This window comes from Paenibacillus sp. J14 (assembly GCF_000518465.1).
In the GTDB taxonomy this organism is placed as follows: Bacteria; Bacillota; Bacilli; order Paenibacillales; family Paenibacillaceae; genus Fontibacillus; species Fontibacillus barengoltzii.
The window spans coordinates 25,802-47,196 of sequence record NZ_JADQ01000031.1 but is presented as its reverse complement, the minus strand read 5'-3'; the positions used below and the strand labels follow the sequence as shown (position 1 = coordinate 47,196).

Here is a 21,395-nt window from a genome sequence, read left to right as displayed (position 1 = left end):
AGAATGGGGGCAAACGTCCCATATCGGCGAAGATATCAGTGAATATCTTTAAGTATGAGCAGGTTGTTGAAGTGACAGAATCTACGAGATGTGTGACGGTATGGAGAACAATATTCAATGTAACGATGGTTTGGAGGTGCATCCTATGGATCAGATGAAGGTTACTTATGAAGCAATGCTTGGATTGGCGGCGGAAATGATATGGGACGAAGCGCTCCGGAAGCATCGCTCGGAACAGATCTACAACGAGATTGACACCGCCTTGGCGAATGGCGACGAGGTTGCCTTCCGGCTCCTGACGGATGAACTGAAAACACTGGAAGAACGCTAAAAGCAAACCGCCCTATCTGTTCACAGCAATACGAACGGATGGGACGGTTTTTTTGTGAAGGAGATGAAGGATGGATTTGTCAATGATCCCTGTTTATAATGGGAAGACATTGATCGAAGAAGGGGATGCAACATGAAATTTAGTGAAATTGAAGCTTCCGCTTGGGAAGAGCTTAGCCCATACCTGGATACCTGCTTGATTCCGGTCACAGGATTATCTGGACAAGAACGTCCGTATGAAGTCACCGAAAAGTTGGAAAGACTGAGAGATATCCTTGATTGGGTGGAAATCCCTTTCAAGGGAAGGGTCGTGACATACCCGTCGTATCAATACGAGACGCCGGATATGGCGCAGAACTTAAACGATTTGTGCCGAAATGTCAAGAGCAGCGGATTTAAGTACGCTGTGGTCATCTCAGCTGATTTTGAATGGGGAGATGCGGGGCTTCCAGAGGCGGATTTAATCGTGACGCCAGGCCGTTTTGCGGCGGATTCGAAGGAAGGAGCTGCGGCACGAGTGAAGGCGGCAGTCCAAGAAATGTGGCAAGCTCAATAGCGGTGGTGATTGTGACAAAATATCGACAATTTCAAGTGGGACAAGCTTTTTGCGGGTCAAAAAAATGTGTCAAATTCTTGACGCTCTTAAAACGCTAATATATTATTAATATGTCTTACGCGATGTTGTGATAATTATCATTGAAACGCACGGAAACAATTGCTTGACAAGGGGGGTTGAAGACATATGAGCAATCAGCATGACCAGCAGGAATCCTCGCACAAACCGCCTATTCGCAAAGAGATGTCCCGTCGGCAATTTCTTACATATACGCTAGGGGGCGCCACAGCATTCATGGTGGGTGGGGTGACGCTTCCTATGGTTCGTTTTGCGGTTGATCCGATTTTGCATAAGAAAGGCGAAGGGACCTTCGTTAAAGTTGTGGAAGTGAGCAAAATTACCAACGAACCACAGGAATTTTCGTTCGAGCTCAAGCAGCAAGACGGTTGGTACTTAAGCACAGCTTCCCTGACGGCTTGGATTCGCAAAGACGAAAGCGGCAAAATTTATGCGCTTTCACCGATTTGTAAACATTTGGGATGTACGGTTGGTTGGAATAACGACAAGAACTTCCCAGATGAATATCACTGCCCATGCCACGGTGCACATTACACCAAAGAAGGTAAGCAGCTGGCGGTCGCGTCGAAGCCGCTTGACGAGTACAAGGTTATGATCAAGGATGACTGGGTTTATCTGGGGGATATCATCCCGAACACCATCGTGAAATAAGGAGGCGTAGATACGGATGTTTAAGAATGTATACAACTGGATTGACGAACGTCTTGATATCACGCCGATTTGGCGCGATGTAGCCGATCACGAGGTTCCGGAGCACGTGAACCCTGCGCATCACTTCTCCGCGTTTGTGTATTGCTTCGGCGGCTTGACGTTCTTTATTACGGTAATCCAGATCTTATCGGGGATGTTCTTGACCATGTATTACGTTCCCGATATTATTAACGCTTATGCCAGTGTAGAATACTTGCAGACTCAGGTCGCCTTTGGCCAGATTGTCCGCGGGATGCACCACTGGGGAGCCAGCTTGGTTATCGTGATGATGTTTCTACATACGCTTCGCGTTTTCTTCACCGGTTCCTACAAGGCACCACGCGAAATGAACTGGGTAGTCGGTATGCTGATCTTCTTCGTCATGATCGGTCTTGGTTTGACGGGATATCTGCTGCCATGGGATAACAAAGCTTATTTCGCAACGAAGGTAACGTTGGAAATTGCCAACTCTGTACCGGTGTTGGGTCCGGTTATTAAGGAATTGCTGCAAGGCGGAACGATTGTAGGGGCGGAAACGTTAACTCGGTTCTTTGCCATTCACGTATTCTTCCTGCCTGCGGTATTGCTGATCCTCCTGGTAGGTCACTTTATCATGATCCGCAGACAAGGGATTTCCGGTCCGCTATAAGAAGCGTGGGACAAAGCTGATTTAAATGAATTGAAAGTAGTTTCGAATGACCTCTATAAGAGAAGGGGGGCAAAAAGGACATGGCTCATCATGACAATTCGAAGGAAAAGGTCGTATACGTCGGCGACTCCCGCGTTCGTAAGGGCAAGGGCTTTATTGCGCCTCCGGACTATACGGCGTATCCTGGTAAGTCGGAAGCGTTCATTCCTAACTTTTTGCTGAAGGAATGGATGGTTGGCGTTGTTGTACTCGTTGGATTCCTGGCGCTGACTATATCAGAACCGGCTCCGCTGGGCTTCCCGGCCAATCCGACGGCTTCGGTTATTCCGATGCCGGACTGGTACTTCCTGTTCCTGTATCAATATCTGAAATATCCATATGCCTCCGGCGATTACGTCGTTCTCGGTACAATGGGGATTCCGGCTGTGATGTTCGGCGGCTTGCTGCTCGCTCCATTTTTGGATCGCGGTAAGGAACGCCGCTTCTACAAGCGTCCGATCGCCTCGACGCTGATGTTTCTTTCGATTGCCGCGGTTGTTTACTTGACGAACTTCGCTTGGACGCATTATCAGAAAGAACTGCAAGCAACAGGTCAAGTACCGGAACATATTCAACGGGAAGAACAAGCCCGTGAGAATCGGGAGAAGGGCTTGCCTACGTCGAATGCGAACCGTCAGGAAGAAGTGGCGATCGTGGATAAGGACGATCCGGCCATGGATGCATACAAGAAAGCGACCTGCGTATCATGCCATGGGGCTGACCTGAAAGGCGGGGCTGGACCTTCGCTTCGCGGCGTTGGTGACAAGCATGATAAGGACGCAATCCTTTCGATTATTAAAGAAGGATACAATGGCAAGATGCCTGCAATGTACGATACTGCGATCAGCGCGGGCTTGACGGATCAAGACATCGACCACTTGGCTGAATGGCTTGCGAAACAAAAAGCAGAACAGTAAAATAAGTAATAATGAAAAACCTGATCGTCTTACGATCAGGTTTTTTTAAGCTATCGTACTATTATTGTAGAAAAAGAGGGAGATCGCGCTTGAAGATATCGGATCTATGGGGTACAAAGTTTCTATCCTCCCGCTTCATACTTTGGGCTTTGTTCGTATGTAATCTCTTGGGAACGATTTACGGCTATATATGGTACGATGCGCAGTTGCTGGACACCTGGCGGAATCATCCACATTGGCAAATCGTGTTCGTCCCCGACAGCCCAACCGCCAGCTTATTCTTCACGTTAAGCCTGTTGTTCCTGCTGTTCCCGTCGAAGTTAGCGAAATACTTCCGCCTCCGTACCTTGATCGAGGGGCTAGCGGTCGTGACGAGTGTGAAATACGGGGTATGGGCCGTAACGATGATTTTCGCCGGGGCCTATCAGGGGGGCGAGCTGGTGTGGCAGGACTGGATGCTGGTCGCCTCCCATTTGGCGATGGCCGTAGAGGCGTTGTTGTTCGTCCGATTGTACAAGTTTGGGACGTTTATGTTGCTTGGGGCCGGTGCTTGGACGCTGCTCAATGATACGGTGGATTATACCTACGAAGTTTATCCCTGGTTACCGGAGACGTTGTGGGATGACGTTCCTGCAGTGGCGGTCTTTACCGTAATCTTGACGGTAGCGAGCGTTGCTGCCGGCTGGCTTGCGCTGAAACAAGCCAAACGCGCTTGAGGCCGGGGTTCTAACGTAGGACAGCCTGCCATACCATGATGGTAGGGAGGGGATGTCCGTGAGAAGAACTTGGTTGAGAGGAGCAACAGCCGTACTGACTTTGCTTGCCGCGACGCTGCTATGGACTTCGGTGGTATTTGCAGAGCCTGTGAAGAACGGAACCGAGAGCAAGCCATCTACGTCCAAGGCAGGGACGCCGGCGATGTCCGAACAGGAACGCAGCGAGCGTCTCAAGCAGCTGGAATTGGCATCGGAACGGCTATATGAGCATATGCAGCAAGGGAGTGGCCAAGAAGCGCTGGCCGACATGGAGGCGTTAATCCAAGCGCTGGAGGGCGTATCCTTTAAGGGGTTAACCTCGGTAGAGGGTATCCATGCCTTGGCGGAAACGATTATGGACACCAAAGAGACGTTAGTTAGGGCGGATGCTCAGCCTGAAGCCTGGGCGCTATCCTCAGCCCGGCTGCGGCTGGCGGTCAATAGTTTGCTACATCCCGATAAGGCCTTATGGCAGCAATATTATAAAGTGATGTCCGATGATTTGCAGCAGATGAAACAGGCGCGTGCAGGCGGCAAACCTGCGGGGCTGCGCAAGGCGTTCCAGGCGCTGCAGGATCATTACGATGTCGTGCGTCCGGCTGCAGTGATTCGTCGTCCGGCCTCCGAGATCAACCGTTTTGAGTCGTGGCTATCGTATACTGAAGGACTAAGCGGTGCACAATCCTGGGATGAAAAGGCTCTGAAAGGAGCGATCGAGCAAGGAGAAGGCGAACTCAAAGCGCTGTTTGGCCGCCGGGGAGACGAGCCTGTATTCCTGCCGGTTACCGGCGTGGACAGTCCGTGGTATTGGAGTGCGTTGATTGGGCTGTGGATCGTGCTTGCCTTGACCTACACGGGAATTCGGAAGTATCGCGCGGATCAAGCGGTAACTGCAGTTCGAGCGCAGCGCCCGGCGGAAGAGATGAATCGGTACCGGCTTTAGGCAGGGATTTACGAAAAAAGCTTAAGAGGAAGGGAGAACCCTAAACCTCTTAAGCTTTTTTTTGATGGTAAGTGCGGTTTAATCTTCTTTAAATCCTTCGCCATGCACATCGTGGACGTCATTGATGATGATAAACGCCCGTGGATCTACCGATTTGGCGATGGATTGCAACCTCCGACTCTCCTGCCTGGAAACGACGCAGTAGGCCACATGCTTCGCTTGCTTCGAGTAGGCGCCAATGGCTGGAATCAACGTAACGCCGCGGTCCATCTCCTTCGTAATGATATCGGCGATCGCGGGTGCATGGTCGCTGATGATCGTAAACGCCTTGGCTGAATATGCGCCCTCTTGAATAAAATCGATCACTTTCGAGGAGATATAGACGGCTACAAGCGTGTACAAAATATTTTCCTTCCTAATATAGAAGAGCGATAACCCGATAATGATGATGTCCAGCGTCAGGATGACCTGTCCCATGCTGAACCCGTACTTGCGGCCCAGAATCCGGGCTACAATATCCGATCCTCCGGTGGTGCCGCCGAAGCGGAAGACGATGCCAAGCCCTGCCCCTAGCGTCACCCCTGCATATAACGAGACGAGGATATAGTCTGTCTGTGTCTCAAACGGTAATATCCAGCCATGATCGATCATCTGTTCAAACAGCCACAGGAAGAGCGTTAACGAGCCGATACCAACTCCAGTCCATAGAATGGAGCGTCCGCCGAGGATTTTCCAGCCGATCAGAAACAACGGGATATTCAGCAGGAGGTTGGAAAGCGAAGGCGAAATGCCAAACGCATAGTTCAGCAGCAGCGTCACACCGGTAACCCCGCCTTCCATCAGTTGGTTCGGTAGGATAAAATAAAGAAGGCCAAACGCATAAATCGCCGTACCCAGCATGATGGGTAGCAGTGTTTTTAGAAATCCGGTCAATTTGCTCAATGCCATGAAAAAACCTCACCTGTCTCTAGCGTTATTTATGTTATGTACTGTGCTGCGGGCAATTGGATAGATCTGCCTCTCCTAGTATACCTTTTTCTTCGCCGATTAAAAAAGGATTTGTTTTCGTCACCTACTTACGATAACATAGGGAAAAACGGGACATAAAGCGGAGGGATCGGCACTTGGATCGGAACAATGAGAAATCTCTCGCGGAAATGCAGCGCGAAGTAGACCGTTATATCTCGCAGTTTAAAGAAGGCTATTTCAGCCCGCTGACGATGCTCGCTCGCATGACGGAGGAAGTAGGCGAGCTGGCCCGCGAGGTGAACCATACCTTTGGCGAAAAGCCAAAGAAGAAAGATGAACCGGAAAATTCGATTGAGCTCGAATTGGGCGATATCCTGTTTATTACCATATGCTTTGCCAATTCCCTTGGGATTAATCTTACCGAGGCCCATGATAAGGTAATGCATAAATTTGCGACCCGCGATGCGGATCGTTGGACGAAAAAGGACACCGAATAGGGTCAATCTTCATATGCTGTTAGCATGATCATCCCTACAGTAAAGGGGGATAGCATATGAAGGCGGAGGATTATTTACAACGAGCTTACCGAAGCATCTACGAAAACGACTTTGCACAGGCAATGCACTGGTTCGAACGAGCGCTGGACGTCCAGCCGGATCACGCGGACATCCATTATCGCTACTCGATCACTTGTGCCCGGAGCGGGCAGCTGGATAAGGCGCTTCAACACGCGCGTCTGGCTGCAGCGCTGGAGCCTGAGCAGGACGAATATAAACCGCATTACGATCGTTTGCAGTCCATGGAACTGACGCAGATGGCCAGACGGCAGCTGGAGGCTGCCGGTGCCAAGCGGAAAGCGGCAGCTGAGCCAGCAGCCCGCATGTTAAAGCGTGCGGTCGAGCTGGACCCGTTGTCGTTGGATGCGCAGGTTTGGCTGGCAATCGCCTACGGCGAATTAGAGTGCTACGACCTTGCGCTGCAGGCGGTTCGGGACGCATCGGCCCTTCCTTTGGACGCTGGTGCAGCTGGTCAGCTTAAAGAGTTGGAGCAGCGGTTGAAGCAGCAAATGAAGCAATCATCATAGTAAAGAATGTGAGGAGATCGAATGTCGGAACCGATTAAAGTCGCCGTGGCGGGCGCCGCAGGCAGAATGGGCAGAGAAGTCGTCAAAATGGTGCTCCAGGACCCGGAGCTTCAACTGGTTGCTGCTGTGAATTTATCCAATGAAGGCATCGATGCCGGAACGCTGGTTGGCCTTCCGGCTTGCGGCGTGCCGATCACCACGAATTTAGAAGAAGCGCTGCGGGAGACGAGCCCGCGGGTGCTGGTTGATTTTACGACACCGCAGTACGCATATACGAACACCGAACTTGCGATTCGGTACGGCGTTTCGCCGGTTGTAGGGACGACCGGGTTTACGCCGGAACAGATCGAAGAACTGGACAAGCTGTGCCATGAGCAGGGAATCGGCGGATTGATTGCTCCAAACTTCTCCATCGGGGCGATCCTGATGATGCGTTTTGCAGCGCAGGCGGCGAAGTATTTTCCACATCTGGAGATCATCGAATACCATGGTGACCAGAAGCTGGATGCCCCTTCAGGGACAGCGGTGAAGACGGCGGAGCTGATCGCGCAGAACCGGAAGGAGCTTCGTCAGGGCAACCCGAACGAGGAAGAGACGATTGAAGGTGCACGCGGCGGTTATTATAACGGATTCCGGATACATAGCGTCCGGTTACCTGGTGTATTTGCACAGCAGGAAGTGGTGTTCGGCGGCTTTGGCCAGACGCTGAAGATTCGTCACGATTCGTATGAGCGTGCCGGTTATATGCCGGGCGTGAATTTGGCCATTAAGAAAGTTATTGACTGCAAGGGCATGATTTACGGGTTCGACCACTTCATGGATGAATAAAGGGGATAAGGCATATGTTAAACATCGCATTTATAGCTCATGACCGTAAAAAAGAAGATATCGTGAATTTCGTCATCGCCTACGAACATGTATTCAAAGGGAAAAAGCTTTATTCCACGGGAACAACTGGACAACGAATCATGGAAAATACTTCGCTTCAAATCCATCGGTTCCTATCGGGACCGCTTGGCGGCGATCAGCAAATCGGGGCGTTAATTGCTCAAAACGAGATGGATCTGGTCATCTTCCTGCGCGACCCATTGTTGGCACAGCCCCATGAGCCGGACATCACTGCACTTCTGCGCTTGTGCGACGTGCATGGAATACCCGTTGCAACGAATATGGCTACGGCAGAGATCTTGGTACGTGCCTTGGATCGCGGCGACTTCGGTTGGCGCGAACTGGTAGAACAAAATAAACCGGGGTTGACAAAATGAACGGTTTACTGGATATCTTAATCTTTGGGGCACATGCGGACGATGCCGAAATCGGCATGGCCGGAACCATTGCCAAGCATACTGCTGCAGGGTACCGCGTGGGCATCTGCGATTTGACCGAAGCGGAGCTGTCCTCTAACGGCAATCCCGTGCTGCGCAAGCAGGAAGCCGAGGCGGCGGCCGATGTGCTCGGATTAGCCGCACGCATCAATTTGGGACTGCCTGACCGCGGGTTAACCGGGTCGGCGGAGCAGCTCGCCGCGGTTACTGAGGTGATTCGGCAGTATGCGCCGCGAATGGTTTTTGCTCCATATTGGGATGATCGTCACCCCGATCATATCGATTGCAGCAAGCTGGTGGAGGCGGCGGTGTTCAACGCCAAGCTGCGTCGGTATATGCCGGACAAGCCGGCGGTGGCTGCGCCTGAGCTTTATTTTTATTTCATTAATGACTGGGTATCGCCGGATCTGATCGTCGATGTGAGCGCAAATTATGAGCAGAAGGAGCGGGCGCTCCGGTGTTACCGTTCTCAATTTGAAGCCGGTTCACCGGGGGAAGACGTTGCCTTAACTCCGCTGAATCAGGGATATGTGGAACGGGTCAAAGCCCGCGATTCCCTGATTGGTCAGCGTGCTCTAATTCCGTTCGCTGAAGGTTTTATGACGAAAACCGCATATCAAGTTAATCTATTTGGCTCCCATCGTTCATAAGCTGGAAGAGGGAACAAACATAAAGGAGGCCCCCACCATATGGAACCATTTTTGAAAATAGGCATCACTTGTTATCCATCCTTGGGCGGTTCGGGGGTTGTGGCCACCGAGCTTGGGAAGTTGCTGGCGGATAAGGGCCACGAAGTCCATTTTATTTCGCATAGCGTTCCTTTTCGCTTAGGGAGTTACCATAAAAATATTTTTTATCATGAAGTTGAAGTCAGCGATTACTACGTGTTCCGGTATCCGCCTTACGATTTGTCGTTAGCGACCAAAATGGCTACGGTAGCCAAAGAGCAAGGACTGGATGTTCTGCATGTTCACTACGCAGTGCCCCACGCGGTATGCGCGTTTCTCGCCAAACAAATGGTAGGTGACTCGCTTAAAGTCGTGACAACGCTGCATGGGACCGATATCACCGTCCTGGCACAGGATGAATCGCTGAAGGACTTGATTCGTCTGGCGATTAATGAAAGTGATGCAGTGACGTCGGTGTCCCGAGATTTGATGCGGGAAACTCGTGAGGTCCTCGATATTACGCGAGATATCGATTTGACGTATAACTTTGTGGATGAGCGGGTGTACTATCCGCGCGACGCCAAGAGCTGCCGGACGAATTTTGCTGCTCCCGACGAGAAAGTGCTGATGCATATCTCCAACTTTCGGCCGGTGAAGCGGGTGAGTGATGTGGTGGATATTTTCTATCAAGTTAGTCAGGAAGTACCGGCGAAGCTGTTGTTTGTGGGGGAAGGACCGGATCTGCCGAAGATCCAATGCAAAATCAAGGAGTTAGGCTTAGCCGACCGGGTGCATTTCCTCGGAAAACAGGACGATATCGCCCATGTCATCTCCATGGCGGACGTCTTGCTGCTGCCTTCGGAGAAAGAGAGCTTTGGGTTAGTCGCCCTTGAGGCAATGGCTTGCGGAGTGCCAACGATCGGTTCAATCGCCGGCGGGATTCCGGAGCTGGTGAAGCACGGGGAGACCGGCTACTTGGCGCCGATTGGCGATACGAAACAGATGGCGGCGCATTGCATTTCTCTGTTTAAGAATCCGGAGCTGGCCGTGCGGATGCGTGAAGCTTGTTTATCCCGGGCCAAACACGAGTTCAGCAGTGATAAAATGATGGCTGCGTACGAAGAAATTTATTACCGTGTGCTCAATGTTCCAATGCCAACGTTAAATCCGGCTTGCGGTTGAGGCGACCGTAAGTTTGATAAATGAGTTCATAGCATCGTAACGGCGCAGGGCTGGAGAGTCCTGCGCTTGCTGTGCCGTTTTTTTGTCTATGCTTGTAGTGATTGGAAAGGAGGTGTCCGCAATCGAAAAACAACACTGGAGTCAAGTGGACCCCCTCATGCTGGCTCAGGGGGAACGTGTGCTGCGTATTTTGCGAGATGGCGGGCACCAGGCTTTTTTTGTCGGGGGCTGTGTCCGTGACGAACTGATGGGACGCCCGGTCCACGACATGGATATTGCTACCTCAGCCAAGCCGGATGAGGTGGTTCGATTGTTTGAACGCACGATCCCGACGGGGATTCAACACGGCACGGTTACGGTGATGATGGAGGATCATGCGTTTGAGGTGACGACGTTCCGCAAGGAATCGGATTACGCTGATTACCGCCGTCCCACGTCCGTGGAGTTCGTTGATGCGGTGACGGAGGATTTGCGGCGGCGGGACTTCACGATGAATGCCATCGCCCGGGGGCTGGAAGGGGAGATGATTGATCCGTTTGGCGGACAGATGGATATTGAGCGGAGGCTGATCCGCTGCGTGGGTGATGCCGAAGAACGGTTTACGGAGGATGCGCTGCGCATGATGCGGGCGGTCCGGTTCGCTTCGACCTTCGGGTTCCGCCCGGTCTTGAGCTTGTGGAAGGCGCTCCTGGCAGGCCGGGACAAGCTCGGCTATATCGCGACGGAGCGCGTGCGTATGGAGCTTGAAAAAATCGTGCTGGGCCCAGACCCGTTGCGCGGGCTGGCCCTGCTGGAACGCAGCGGGCTGCTGCGGTACGCGAAGGCGGTGGCTGGCGCCGCTGAGGCAGCGAGCGGCGCTGCAGCCACGCCCGGCGCCGTCGCCGCGCTGGCGCGCCGCCTGCTGCACCGCGAGCCGCCGCGCCGGGCGCTGCTGGCGGCGTTGCCGCTGCTGGCGCCTGCGCCGCCGGCGCTGCGCTGGTCGCTGCTGCTTCAGGCGCTGGGCGCCCCGGGCGAGGCGGCTTCCCCGCTGCTCAAAAGCTGGACGTTCCCGAACCAGACCGCCCAAGAGGCGGCTGGGATCGTCCGCTTTGATGAAGCGTGGGAAGCCATCCTGGCCGAGGCGCCAGGCGAGCGCGAGCAGCGGCGCGGCTGGATCGGCCTGCAGGTCGCGTTTGGCCGCGAGACCGCCGCGTGGTGGCTGCACCGCCAGCAGGCGGTGGTGCAAGCGGCCATGGGCGACGATGCGAAGCGGCAGGCCGACCAGGCGATATTGGCACGGGCGGCGGCATGGCACCGCGAGGTGCAAGTACATACGCTGAAGGAGCTCGCCATCAGCGGCGGCGACGTGCTGCAAGCGGCCGGCCGCAAAGGCGGCCCTTGGCTTAGCGAACGGCTAAAGCAACTGTTGATCGCGGTTGCCGCAGGTGAGCTGCCCAACGACCGGGCAACGCTCCTGAAACATGTGGAAACGGTGGTGAAGAATGATGGAAGCAAACCGATTGCTTGACATGCTGTTGGAGCATCCGGGGCAATATATATCTGGCGAGGAGCTGAGCCGCCGGCTGTCGATCAGCCGGACGGCAGTATGGAAGCAAATCGCCAAGCTGCGTGAAGAAGGTTACGAATTTGAATCCGCTCCTCGCAGGGGGTACCGGTTGACTCGGCAGCCTGACAAGCTAAGCCATGCCGGCTTGCTGCATGCCCTCCAGGGTGCGCAGATGTTTGGCAAACGGCTGAAGCTGCTGGACAGCACGCCCTCCACGCAGGAAGAAGTCCGCAGGTTGGCGGAGGAAGGCGCGCCTCATGGTACGCTTGTGCTTGCCGAAGAGCAGACGGCAGGGCGCGGGCGCCAAGGGCGCCGCTGGTATTCACCGCCGGGCAAAGGCGTATGGATGAGCCTGCTGCTGCGTCCCGATCGCCAACCGCTGTCGATTGCACCGCAGTTGACTTTGCTGACCGCTGTAGCGGTTTGCCGCGCGATACGGAAAGTCACGGGTGTGGATGTCGGCATCAAATGGCCAAACGATATTTTAGCCCGCGGCCGGAAGCTGTGCGGCATTATCGTGGAGTCTGCGGCAGAGGATGAGCTGATCCGGTACGCCGTCGCCGGGATTGGCATTGATGTCAATCTGGCAGCCTCCGACATTCCGCCGGAGCTGGAAGCCATCGCGACCTCGTTATTGATCGAAAGCGGGCAGCGGATTGATCGGACAAGCTTGATCGGCGCAGTAGTCAAGGAGCTGGAGCAGCTTTATGCGCTATATATCCAGGAAGGGTTTGCGCCCATCGGCCACTTGTGGGAGGCGCTGTCTGTCACGTTGGGGCGGGAGATCATCGTGCATACGCCAAACGGGGTACTCCAAGGCATGGCAACCGGATTGGATTCGAGCGGCGCATTGCTCTTAATGGATCAGAATGGCCAACATTTCACGATTTTCTCTGGAGAAGTACAACTTGGCGGATGAAAAAATTAACGTAATTTGTTATACTGAGCACAGGAGGCGGTATCGGCATCGTCCTGAACTGCACTCCGGGTGCTTGTCGGAGGTATGAATGTGGTGAAAGTTCAAACCGTCGGCCGACGTTTTGAATGACCACAAATCAAGTTGCGTTGGATTCTGCTCTGAGCCGAAAGAGGACCGAGACAGAAGAACGAGGATGATAACTCACTCTTCTTTGGACTTCGGACCTTTTTAGTGCCAAACTAAAAGGTTTTTTTGTTGTGCGCGTTTTTGGAGGACTCGCACAAAGCCAAACCGAAGGAGATGGATCACATGGCAGGGAAACAAGCTTTAAACATTGTCAAAATGAAAAAAATGAAGCAAGACGGCATTCCGCTCGCGATGATTACCGCCTACGACTATCCGTCGGCTCAACTGGCTGAGGAAGCGGGGGCGGATTTGCTGCTGGTCGGTGACTCGCTGGGCAACGTTGTTCTGGGGTACGATTCGACGATCCCGGTCACATTGGACGATATGGTATATCATAGTCGTTCCGTTGCGCGCGGGGCGCAGCACACCTTCATCGTGGTGGATATGCCGTTTATGACATATCACGGAAGTATTGACGAAACGTTGCGCAACGTTCGCCGTTTAATGCAAGAGGGGCATGCCCACGCCGTCAAAATGGAAGGCGGCGCGGAGATCGCTCCTGCTGTTCAAGCCATCGTGCAAGCCGGGGTACCGGTGCTGGGACACATCGGATTGACGCCTCAATCCGTGAACCAGATTGGCGGTTACCGGGTGCAGGGCAAAGACGCGGCCGATGCCAAGCGGCTCATGGAGGATGCCAAGGCGTTGGAACGCGCCGGTGCCTTCGGGGTTGTGCTGGAGTTGGTCACGGAGGAAGTGGCAACGGCCATCTCCCGCGAATTGAGTATTCCGACCATCGGCATTGGCGCGGGACGCGGTTGTGACGGCCAAGTGCTCGTGTATCATGATGTGTTGAAATATACGGCAGATTACCGGGATAAACGGTTTGTCAAAACCTACGCCGATATCGGCGCACAGATCCGCCAGGGGATTTTAGAATATGTAACGGATGTCAAAAATCGCTCGTTCCCGGCAGAAGAGCATGTTTTCCGCGCGGACCAAGGCGTGCAGGAATCGCTGGGAACTTTGTATGGTAAAGGAAAGGTGGAAGTCCGGTCATGAAGACCTTTGAGAAGATTGTCCCGCTCCGTGAACAGTTGAAGGATGCGCGGTTCACAGCAGCGAAAGAAGGAAAGCAAATCAAAGTTGCGCTCGTGCCAACGATGGGATATTTGCACGAGGGGCATGCCAGCTTGCTGCGCAAAGCACGGGCGGAGAACGATCTGGTGGTGCTGAGCATCTTCGTGAACCCGATCCAGTTCGGGCCGAACGAGGATTTTGAGCGCTACCCCCGCGATCCGGAGAAAGACCTGGCCTTAGCCGAGCGTGAAGGTGTGGATTTCGTCTTTTTGCCCACTGTAGAAGAAATGTATCCTGAGCCAACCCGTACTCACATTAAGGTCGACGGTTTGACTGACGTGCTGTGCGGTGCTTCCCGGCCGGGCCATTTCGACGGGGTCACTACCGTTGTAGGCAAGTTGTTTCATATCGTGCAGCCGGACCGTGCTTATTTCGGGCAAAAAGATGCCCAACAGGTGGCGGTCATTACGCGGATGGTAGAGGATTTGAACTTTGATATCGAAGTGATTCCTTGTCCAATCGTGCGGGAAGCCGATGGTTTGGCACTTAGCTCCCGAAATGTATACTTGAGTCCGGAAGAACGGCAGGCAGCGCTTGTTTTATCCCGCAGTCTTGAGGATGCAAGGGCTAAGGCAGAGGGGCAAACTCCTGTTACCGCAGGGGAGCTGCGGGAGGAAATCCGCGAGAAGATCAGCGCTGAACCGCTGGCGAATATCGATTATGTGGAAGTTTCGGATTTTCCGGAATTGTTGCCTTTGGCAGAGGATGAACGTGTTGATGCAGCCGGCCGCCAAAAAGGGGTGTTTATCGCCGTTGCCGTCAAATTTGGAACAACGCGGTTGATCGACAACGTAATTTTAACGAAAAGGGTGAACCCGTAATGTATAGAACGATGATGAAATCGAAAATTCACCGCGCCACCGTGACGGAAGCGAACCTGAACTACGTGGGCAGCATTACTATAGATGAGGATCTGATGGAGGCTGCCGATCTGTTGGAGAACGAGCAGGTTCAAATCGTCAACAACAATAACGGCGCCCGACTGGAAACGTACGTGATTCCTGGACCTCGCGGCAGCGGCGTGATTTGCTTGAATGGTGCAGCAGCGCGACTGGTGCAACCTGGTGATAATGTCATCATTATTTCTTATGCTCTAATGTCACCGGAAGAAGTCCGCAGCCACAAGCCAACCGTCGTGTTCGTTGACGAAAACAACAAGCCGGTGGAAAAGGCGCATCAAGAACTCCACGCCATGATCCGCTAAATCGGTTGTTTAATAAGGCACCTTCGGCGTAACGAAGGAGCCATAGAAGGAGGGCTCGGCATTTTTGCCGGGCCCTTGGTGTGTTTAAATATGGTGTGTCCGCGTTACACTATACTGATGTCACCGAAATGTATATGATATTTCGAGTACGTTGGGCTGTGAGCAACAACAACCACCGCAATGTACTTGATTTTTCGCACATAATCTGACTGTAGTTCGCAATCCCTCGCCAATATACATGATTTTTCATATAGAATTAGGCGAAATGCCCGGGAAACGCCTAAATGTACATGAAATTTCGAGTACATTCCGCCCCAAAAGGGCAAAAACACTGCATTGTACATGAAATTTCGAGTACATTGGGGTGTAAGCCGCAACAACCGCTGAAATGTACTTGATTTTTCACATACAATTCCACATACAATTCCACATGACCCCCAGAGATCCATCCATCAAAAAGTGTAATTCCTCCCTGCCGGAATGAAATCGTCCCGCGAAACAAAAAATGTACGTAAGGCTCGGACTGATTTCATTTTCGTTAGGGGGGATGCGAATGATGTTTCAGCATGTGTTTGCGGAAATGAATGAGATGTTGGACGAAATCACGAGGAAATACCCCTTGGCTGGCCAAGCCCAGAAGCAGGAACTTGCGAAAAAGTGGAACCTGCTTCAGCATATGAGTGACGGCATTATCGAGGAATGGTTGAGCTTTGAGGAGAAAATGGGATATTTACGCCATGCGTTCCGAAGTCTGGAGTCCAGAGAAATTCCCGATCTTCCTGAATTGGATGACCCCGCCTTTGTGAAAGGTCAAGGATATTACAAGCTGCTGATGTTTCCCCAGGCTTCTGCCCAATTCGAGCAGGTGGTGAAGCAATTTACGGACAGCATGTTAGCCCGGACCTATCTGGGGATGTGCCATCTGCACCTCGAGCAATATGACAAAGCCGCCAAGCATTTCTGGATCGTGCTGGAAAAGGCTGCAAATAAGCGGCTGCGTTCTATTATCTACAACGCGCTGGGGTGTATTGAGGCGCACAAGGGCGTATTTGACAAGGCAAAAGAGTACTTCAAGTTGGCTCACCACCATGATCCGTCCTTACCCGAGCCGTTGGCCAATTTGGAGGCCTGTGCGAACAGTACAGGGAAACTCCATTACGGTCCCGAGTTGACGTCGTTATTGTAGATTTATCGCTCATTGACTTGGAAATTCACGCACTTATTACGGCATGTTTTGGAAGCGATGCGAACCCCCGCTTACGGCGGCGCATCGCTTGTTTTATTTTGTGATTTTTATTACAGATATGGTTTGTATTAATTTTCAAATTGGCTATCTTCTGTTATGCTGTAAAGAGACTGGAATGAAGGGACATCTAATTGCAATGAAATATGCTGTGCTTGATTTTGAAACGACGGGTAACCAGTCCTCTGATGAAATCATTCAAGTGGGACTTGCCATTATAGAGCCGGATCGATCAATTTCTCAGGTGTATCGTTCCTTCGTTAAGCCGGGCGTACCGATTCCTCCGTTTATTACGGGGTTAACGGGCATTACCGAAGAGGATGTGAAGGATGCGCCAGAGCTGGACGAAGTGATGGTGGAGATGGTTCCACTACTTAACGACGTCGTGTTGGTTGGGCACAATGTAGCGTTTGATTTTAACTACCTGCAGAGCGCCTTGGACAAGACGGGGTATTTGCCGTTTACAGGACGGATTCTGGATACGATGGATTTCCTGAAAATTCTGTTCCCTTCACTGACTTCCTACCAGCTAGGGATGGTGGCGGCGGAGTTTGAGGTGGAGCATGAGCGTCCGCACCAGGCGGACAGTGACGCATTGGCGACAGCGCTGATTTTCCTCAAATGCTTGGAGGAATGTGACCGATTGCCGCTATTGACTTTACAGCGTTTGGCAGATCTGTTTGCCGGTGAGGACAGCGATCTCGGGTGGTTTTTTGATGCCATGGTGCAGGAAAAAGAGCGGGAAGCTTTGCCAAGCGAAGACGGCTATGTCTACTACCGCCAATTCGCCTTGCAGGTGGAAGATTGGCTCGACATCGAAGCGCCAAGGGACAGCACGGAACGTAATCCGCTGGAGAACGTGACCTTCGAGCAGTTTATGGAGCAGGTCCGAGAACGGCTGCGGGAACGATTGCCGCAGTACGAGGAACGGGAAGCTCAGAACATGATGCTACACGAGGTCATGCGAGCTTTTGAGGAAGATAAGCACCTGCTCGTTGAGGCTGGAACTGGGACGGGCAAATCCTTGGGATATCTGCTGCCGGCCATTTACCACAGCGTCAAGAATGAAGAGAAGGTCATGGTGAGCACGCACACGATCAACCTGCAGGAACAGCTTAGAGAGCGCGATGTGCCGTTGTTGACGGAGGTCGTGCCTTTTCCGTTTCGTGCAGCCGTTTTTAAAGGTAGGCAGCATTATTTGTGCTTGCGCAAATTTGAACATAAAATAAATAGAAAAGACTTCTCTACACCTAAAGAAGATGTGATGACGGCCGCGCAAATGGTCGTATGGCTGACCCAAACAGAAAGCGGCGATGACGAAGAGCTGAATCTCGGCAATCGCGGCGGTGATTTTTGGGAGACAGTGGCCAGTGAGTCGGAATCCTGCTTGGGCCGCTCCTGTCCTTGGTTCCGCAAATGCTTCTATCATCGCGCAAAACACGAAGCCGGTGTCGCGGACGTGGTGATTACGAACCACTCCAAGCTGTTTACAGACATCCAGGCGGGGCATCAGCTGCTGCCGGGCTACGAGCGATTAGTAATCGATGAAGCGCATCATTTAGAGGATGTGGCCGGCAAGCATTTGGGGATTCATATGAAGTATTTTACGGTTGTGCATACGCTGACCCGGCTGTATAAAGACAGCAAGACGGGGCAATTGGCCAACCTCCGCAGCACGCTCGAAGCGTCAGCCGCAGAGAAATCCTCGGATTGGTGTTCGGTCATCGACGGAATCTTCCCTACGCTGGTGGATGTGAAGGAGAGCTGGGACAAGCTCAGCGAGTTGCTGTTCAGCTTAATGCCTGACCGCAGTGACGCCGCCCCTGGTGATCCTGGACAGTTCGTGTACCGGTTGCTGCCGAATCGCAAGCCCAAGGATTGGGAGACGTTGACCGCGCTAGAGAATCAAATTTATGTAGGTCTCGGCGACGTGCTTCGGAAAGGGGAGCGCCTTCTGTCCGAAATCCGAGAAGAGCAGGACGATTATGCAGCGGAGAGCTTGATCACCGATATTAGCGGGTTGTTTAAAGATTTAGCCGGAGAACGGGAAGCGCTTCGTTTCTTCATGAAGCTGGAGAGCGAGGACACCGTTTATTGGATGGAAGCGAACGGGAACTTCCGCAGCCGGTCGCTGCAAATGTATGCGGTGCCGATTGATGTCAGCGCTCAGTTGAAGCAATTTTTCTTCGATCGGAAGAAGAGCGTCGTCATGACGTCTGCGACTTTATCTGTTGATAAATCGTTCCAATATATGATTGAGCAGCTTGGTTTGACGGAGGCAGCGGAAGAGGATCGGTTGATCACCGCGATGCTGCCATCGCCGTTTAATTACCGTGATCAGGCGCTGCTGGTGATTCCGCGCGATTTTCCAAGTGTGAAAGGCAGCGTGGGGGATGATCATTTCATTAACACGCTGGTTCAATCGCTGGCGGATGCCGCGGTGGCGACACAGGGGCGCATGCTAGTGCTGTTTACATCGTACAAGATGCTCAGGCAGGTGTATGACCCGCTAAAAGGACGGCTTGCAGCGGAAGGCATCACGGTGATCGGGCAAGGGATGGACAGCGGCAGCCGCACCAAGCTGACCCGGCGCTTCCAAGGGAACAGCGCATCGGTGCTGCTCGGGACAAGCAGCTTCTGGGAAGGGGTGGATATCCCTGGCGAGGCGCTGACCAGTTTAGCAATTGTACGCTTGCCGTTCCAGCCGCCAAACCATCCGCTGGTGGAAGCGAAGAGCGAACGTCTGCAGCGGGAGAAGAAGAATCCATTCATGAAGCTGTCTGTCCCGCAGGCGGTCATTCGCTTTAAGCAAGGGTTCGGACGACTTGTCCGTTCGTCGCAGGATCGCGGCATCGTGATCGTTTATGATACCCGGATCCTGGAATCATATTATGGAAAATATTTCTTATACTCATTGCCAGGACCGAAGATGGAGCATATGCCATTAACTCAAATGGTGCCGCGTATCTCGGAATGGTTAAATCCCGAAGCCTAAGCCGCTTCATAGATCGTAATGGAGAATAGGGGGAACAATGCATGAAGTCAGAGAAAATTTCGGACGCTGTCGTCCGCAGACTGCCGGTTTACCTGCGTTTCTTAAATGAACTCAGCCGCCGTGAGGTGCCAACGGTGTCCTCCCAGGAGCTTGGACAGAAGCTGGACCTGAATCCGGCCCAAATCCGTAAGGATTTGGCTTATTTCGGCGATTTTGGCCGGAAGGGGATCGGTTACGATGTCGCTTATTTGATTGAGAAAATTCAACAAATTTTAAATCTGGATCAGCAGATTAACGTCGCGCTGGTAGGCGCCGGGAATCTGGGCCAGGCCCTTTCGAATTATAATGCGTATTTGAAGGATAATATGAAGATTGTTGCGGTGTTCGACGCTTCGCCGGCGAAAATTGGTAAGCAGATCAACAACATTACGATTCAGCCGATCGAAGAGCTGGCGGAAACTGTTCGGGCGAAAAATATCCGCATTGGCATCATCACCGTACCGGATACAGAAGCCCAACGGGTGGCGGACGAGCTGGTGGCCGCCGGAATCGGTGCGATTCTGAACTTCGCGCCAACGATTCTGAAGGTTCCGCCGGAAGTTCGGATTCATGCCGCTGATTTCACCACAGATTTGCTGAGCTTGGCTTACTACTTAGAAAACGGAAAGGAAACAAGCAACGTATGAGTTGGAAATGGTTAATTAAGAACGGGACGTTTGCCGTTTTAGATGCGGAACGTCCTGTGGTTCGCGGATATATGCTCGTTGAGGGCGATACGATCAGCTATATTGGGGAAGAGCGCCCGGAAGGCGTGGAAGGCGCCGAGACTTTGGACGGCAAAGGGTTGTTATTCTTGCCGGGCCTGATCAATACCCATGGCCATGCGGCGATGTCGCTGCTGCGCGGTTACGGAGATGACATGGTGCTGCAAACCTGGCTGCAGGAGAAAATGTGGCCAATGGAAGCCAAATTTACGGCAGCGGATGTGTATGCCGGTACGGCATTGTCCGTGTTGGAAATGCTCAAGGGCGGCACGACGACGTTCCTGGATATGTACGATCATATGGACGAAGTGGCCAAAGTCGTGGAGGAATCAGGCATTCGCGCCGTGCTGATGCGCGGGGCCATCGGTTTGTGCTCCCCGGAAGAGCAAGATCAGAAGCTCAAGGAAGCGATCGCGTTTGCGCAGAACTGGCACGGCAAGGCAGAAGGACGCATCACCACGATGATGTCACCGCATGCACCGTACACCTGCCCGCCGGCCTTCATCGAGAAATTTGTGCAAGCTGCCCATGATCTCGATTTGCCAATGCATACGCATATGTCGGAGACGCGCGCCGAGGTAGAGCAGAACGTGAACGATTACGGCGTCCGTCCGGTAGAGCATTTGTTGAAGCTGGGGATGTTCTCCCGCCCAACCCTGCTTGCCCATGCGGTGCATTTGACCGACGAGGAAATCGATATCTTGGCAGCCCACGGGGTTACAATTTCGCATAACCCGGGCAGTAACTTGAAGCTGGCTAGCGGTGTCGCCCGCGTACCTGAACTCTTGAAGAAAGGCGTAGTGGTATCGCTGGGGACCGACGGTCCGGCGAGCAACAATAACCTGGATATGCTGGAGGAGATTCGTTTGGCTGCGCTGATCCATAAAGGCGTATCCGGCGATCCAACGGCGGTTCCGGCACTGGAAGCCTTGAAGATGGGAACGGAATACGGTGCAAAATCGGTCTTCTTGCAAAATACAGGCAAGCTGGCTGCAGGCATGAAGGCAGATATTATCGCCTTGAACACGGAGCAAGCCCATTTCCTGCCGAGAACAGATTATATCTCCCATACCGTTTACTCCGCTGGGGCCAAGGACGTGGAGCATGTCTGGGTGAACGGCAAGCAGGTTGTCAAACACGGGGCTTGCTTGACGCTGGATGAGGAACGTATCCGCTACGAGGCGCAGGCGGCGTTTGAGGGACTGCTGGCACGATAATGAGCGGCGCGCGGTTTCCAGAAGGAGGCTGCTTGCATAGGAAGGGAAAGGAAGAG

General features: G+C 52.8%; 23 protein-coding genes. 22 read left to right on the top strand and 1 reads right to left on the bottom strand.

Annotated elements, in window-relative coordinates:
* The first annotated feature begins 145 nt into the window (after positions 1–145).
* From M891_RS0113200 to M891_RS23900, 7 genes are all read left to right on the top strand, one after another.
* Positions 146–331, top strand: a complete 186-nt coding sequence (locus tag M891_RS0113200; protein WP_009226994.1) for an IDEAL domain-containing protein — start codon at positions 146–148, stop codon at positions 329–331.
* Between the two features lie 132 nt (positions 332–463).
* On the top strand, positions 464–886 hold the full coding sequence (locus tag M891_RS0113195; RefSeq protein WP_016311823.1) for a DUF2487 family protein: 423 nt from the start codon (positions 464–466) through the stop codon (positions 884–886).
* A gap of 186 nt (positions 887–1,072) precedes the next feature.
* Positions 1,073–1,615 carry a ubiquinol-cytochrome c reductase iron-sulfur subunit gene (locus tag M891_RS0113190; protein ID WP_016311824.1) on the top strand — a complete coding sequence of 181 codons (543 nt, stop codon included), beginning with the start codon at positions 1,073–1,075 and terminating at the stop codon, positions 1,613–1,615.
* Positions 1,616–1,631: 16 nt separating this feature from the next.
* Positions 1,632–2,303, top strand: coding sequence for a menaquinol-cytochrome c reductase cytochrome b subunit (gene qcrB, locus M891_RS0113185; protein WP_016311825.1), 672 nt, complete (start codon positions 1,632–1,634; stop codon positions 2,301–2,303).
* Between the two features lie 80 nt (positions 2,304–2,383).
* Positions 2,384–3,259 (top strand): menaquinol-cytochrome c reductase cytochrome b/c subunit, encoded by an 876-nt coding sequence (locus M891_RS0113180; protein ID WP_028539174.1) that lies wholly within the window; start codon positions 2,384–2,386, stop codon positions 3,257–3,259.
* A gap of 89 nt (positions 3,260–3,348) precedes the next feature.
* Positions 3,349–3,975 (top strand): DUF1405 domain-containing protein, encoded by a 627-nt coding sequence (locus M891_RS0113175; RefSeq protein ID WP_028539173.1) that lies wholly within the window; start codon positions 3,349–3,351, stop codon positions 3,973–3,975.
* 58 nt (positions 3,976–4,033) lie between these two features.
* Entirely contained in the window at positions 4,034–4,957 is a 924-nt protein-coding gene (locus M891_RS23900; protein ID WP_051416985.1) for a sporulation protein YpjB, read from the top strand.
* 78 nt (positions 4,958–5,035) lie between these two features.
* On the opposite strand, the gene M891_RS0113165 is transcribed toward M891_RS23900, so the two are convergent.
* Positions 5,036–5,905 (bottom strand): YitT family protein, encoded by an 870-nt coding sequence (locus tag M891_RS0113165; RefSeq protein ID WP_016311829.1) that lies wholly within the window; start codon positions 5,903–5,905, stop codon positions 5,036–5,038.
* 209 nt (positions 5,906–6,114) lie between these two features.
* Here M891_RS0113165 and M891_RS0113160 point away from each other — a divergent pair, with 209 nt between their 5' ends.
* From M891_RS0113160 to M891_RS0113090, 15 genes are all read left to right on the top strand, one after another.
* A complete protein-coding gene (locus tag M891_RS0113160) occupies positions 6,115–6,423 on the top strand; it encodes a nucleotide pyrophosphohydrolase (protein ID WP_036700413.1) in 309 nt (102 codons plus the stop codon).
* Between the two features lie 56 nt (positions 6,424–6,479).
* Positions 6,480–7,010, top strand: a complete 531-nt coding sequence (locus M891_RS0113155) for a tetratricopeptide repeat protein (RefSeq protein WP_028539171.1) — start codon at positions 6,480–6,482, stop codon at positions 7,008–7,010.
* 21 nt (positions 7,011–7,031) lie between these two features.
* Positions 7,032–7,838 carry a 4-hydroxy-tetrahydrodipicolinate reductase gene (gene dapB / locus M891_RS0113150; protein WP_028539170.1) on the top strand — a complete coding sequence of 269 codons (807 nt, stop codon included), beginning with the start codon at positions 7,032–7,034 and terminating at the stop codon, positions 7,836–7,838.
* Positions 7,839–7,852: 14 nt separating this feature from the next.
* Positions 7,853–8,275, top strand: a complete 423-nt coding sequence (mgsA, locus tag M891_RS0113145) for a methylglyoxal synthase (protein WP_028539169.1) — start codon at positions 7,853–7,855, stop codon at positions 8,273–8,275.
* Positions 8,272–8,985 carry a bacillithiol biosynthesis deacetylase BshB1 gene (gene bshB1, locus M891_RS0113140; protein WP_028539168.1) on the top strand — a complete coding sequence of 238 codons (714 nt, stop codon included), beginning with the start codon at positions 8,272–8,274 and terminating at the stop codon, positions 8,983–8,985. Before mgsA ends, bshB1 begins: the two co-directional genes overlap by 4 nt.
* A gap of 39 nt (positions 8,986–9,024) precedes the next feature.
* A complete protein-coding gene (bshA, locus tag M891_RS0113135) occupies positions 9,025–10,185 on the top strand; it encodes an N-acetyl-alpha-D-glucosaminyl L-malate synthase BshA (RefSeq protein ID WP_028539167.1) in 1,161 nt (386 codons plus the stop codon).
* A gap of 88 nt (positions 10,186–10,273) precedes the next feature.
* Entirely contained in the window at positions 10,274–11,692 is a 1,419-nt protein-coding gene (locus M891_RS0113130; RefSeq protein WP_051416983.1) for a CCA tRNA nucleotidyltransferase, read from the top strand.
* Positions 11,667–12,650 (top strand): biotin--[acetyl-CoA-carboxylase] ligase, encoded by a 984-nt coding sequence (locus M891_RS0113125; RefSeq protein ID WP_028539165.1) that lies wholly within the window; start codon positions 11,667–11,669, stop codon positions 12,648–12,650. The genes M891_RS0113130 and M891_RS0113125 overlap by 26 nt, the downstream gene beginning before the upstream one ends.
* A 309-nt stretch (positions 12,651–12,959) precedes the next feature.
* Complete coding sequence (panB, locus tag M891_RS0113120) at positions 12,960–13,838, top strand: 3-methyl-2-oxobutanoate hydroxymethyltransferase (protein WP_028539164.1); 879 nt, start codon at positions 12,960–12,962, stop codon at positions 13,836–13,838.
* Positions 13,835–14,737, top strand: coding sequence for a pantoate--beta-alanine ligase (gene panC, locus M891_RS0113115; RefSeq protein WP_028539163.1), 903 nt, complete (start codon positions 13,835–13,837; stop codon positions 14,735–14,737). Before panB ends, panC begins: the two co-directional genes overlap by 4 nt.
* Positions 14,737–15,120, top strand: a complete 384-nt coding sequence (gene panD / locus M891_RS0113110; RefSeq protein ID WP_028539162.1) for an aspartate 1-decarboxylase — start codon at positions 14,737–14,739, stop codon at positions 15,118–15,120. The genes panC and panD overlap by 1 nt, the downstream gene beginning before the upstream one ends.
* Positions 15,121–15,673: 553 nt before the next feature.
* Complete coding sequence (locus tag M891_RS0113105; protein WP_307719247.1) at positions 15,674–16,306, top strand: tetratricopeptide repeat protein; 633 nt, start codon at positions 15,674–15,676, stop codon at positions 16,304–16,306.
* A gap of 196 nt (positions 16,307–16,502) precedes the next feature.
* The gene (gene dinG / locus M891_RS0113100; protein ID WP_028539160.1) at positions 16,503–19,358 is read left to right on the top strand and encodes an ATP-dependent DNA helicase DinG; all 2,856 of its coding nucleotides are present in this window, start codon (positions 16,503–16,505) and stop codon (positions 19,356–19,358) included.
* 41 nt (positions 19,359–19,399) lie between these two features.
* A complete protein-coding gene (locus M891_RS0113095; RefSeq protein WP_028539159.1) occupies positions 19,400–20,044 on the top strand; it encodes a redox-sensing transcriptional repressor Rex in 645 nt (214 codons plus the stop codon).
* On the top strand, positions 20,041–21,339 hold the full coding sequence (locus M891_RS0113090; protein WP_028539158.1) for an amidohydrolase: 1,299 nt from the start codon (positions 20,041–20,043) through the stop codon (positions 21,337–21,339). Before M891_RS0113095 ends, M891_RS0113090 begins: the two co-directional genes overlap by 4 nt.
* The last annotated feature ends 56 nt before the right edge of the window (positions 21,340–21,395 follow it).

Coding starts and splice junctions, on each gene's coding strand:
- M891_RS0113190 (WP_016311824.1), top strand. CDS start 1,073: ATGAGCAATCAGCATGACCAGCAGGAATCCTCGCACAAACCGCCTATT.
- bshB1 (WP_028539168.1), top strand. CDS start 8,272: ATGAACGGTTTACTGGATATCTTAATCTTTGGGGCACATGCGGACGAT.
- M891_RS0113180 (WP_028539174.1), top strand. CDS start 2,384: ATGGCTCATCATGACAATTCGAAGGAAAAGGTCGTATACGTCGGCGAC.
- M891_RS0113200 (WP_009226994.1), top strand. CDS start 146: ATGGATCAGATGAAGGTTACTTATGAAGCAATGCTTGGATTGGCGGCG.
- M891_RS0113165 (WP_016311829.1), bottom strand. CDS start 5,905: ATGGCATTGAGCAAATTGACCGGATTTCTAAAAACACTGCTACCCATC.
- bshA (WP_028539167.1), top strand. CDS start 9,025: ATGGAACCATTTTTGAAAATAGGCATCACTTGTTATCCATCCTTGGGC.
- panB (WP_028539164.1), top strand. CDS start 12,960: ATGGCAGGGAAACAAGCTTTAAACATTGTCAAAATGAAAAAAATGAAG.
- M891_RS0113125 (WP_028539165.1), top strand. CDS start 11,667: ATGATGGAAGCAAACCGATTGCTTGACATGCTGTTGGAGCATCCGGGG.
- dapB (WP_028539170.1), top strand. CDS start 7,032: ATGTCGGAACCGATTAAAGTCGCCGTGGCGGGCGCCGCAGGCAGAATG.
- qcrB (WP_016311825.1), top strand. CDS start 1,632: ATGTTTAAGAATGTATACAACTGGATTGACGAACGTCTTGATATCACG.
- M891_RS0113155 (WP_028539171.1), top strand. CDS start 6,480: ATGAAGGCGGAGGATTATTTACAACGAGCTTACCGAAGCATCTACGAA.
- panD (WP_028539162.1), top strand. CDS start 14,737: ATGTATAGAACGATGATGAAATCGAAAATTCACCGCGCCACCGTGACG.
- M891_RS0113130 (WP_051416983.1), top strand. CDS start 10,274: ATGCTTGTAGTGATTGGAAAGGAGGTGTCCGCAATCGAAAAACAACAC.
- mgsA (WP_028539169.1), top strand. CDS start 7,853: ATGTTAAACATCGCATTTATAGCTCATGACCGTAAAAAAGAAGATATC.
- M891_RS0113105 (WP_307719247.1), top strand. CDS start 15,674: ATGATGTTTCAGCATGTGTTTGCGGAAATGAATGAGATGTTGGACGAA.
- M891_RS0113195 (WP_016311823.1), top strand. CDS start 464: ATGAAATTTAGTGAAATTGAAGCTTCCGCTTGGGAAGAGCTTAGCCCA.
- M891_RS0113095 (WP_028539159.1), top strand. CDS start 19,400: ATGAAGTCAGAGAAAATTTCGGACGCTGTCGTCCGCAGACTGCCGGTT.
- M891_RS0113090 (WP_028539158.1), top strand. CDS start 20,041: ATGAGTTGGAAATGGTTAATTAAGAACGGGACGTTTGCCGTTTTAGAT.
- panC (WP_028539163.1), top strand. CDS start 13,835: ATGAAGACCTTTGAGAAGATTGTCCCGCTCCGTGAACAGTTGAAGGAT.
- M891_RS0113160 (WP_036700413.1), top strand. CDS start 6,115: ATGCAGCGCGAAGTAGACCGTTATATCTCGCAGTTTAAAGAAGGCTAT.
- dinG (WP_028539160.1), top strand. CDS start 16,503: ATGAAATATGCTGTGCTTGATTTTGAAACGACGGGTAACCAGTCCTCT.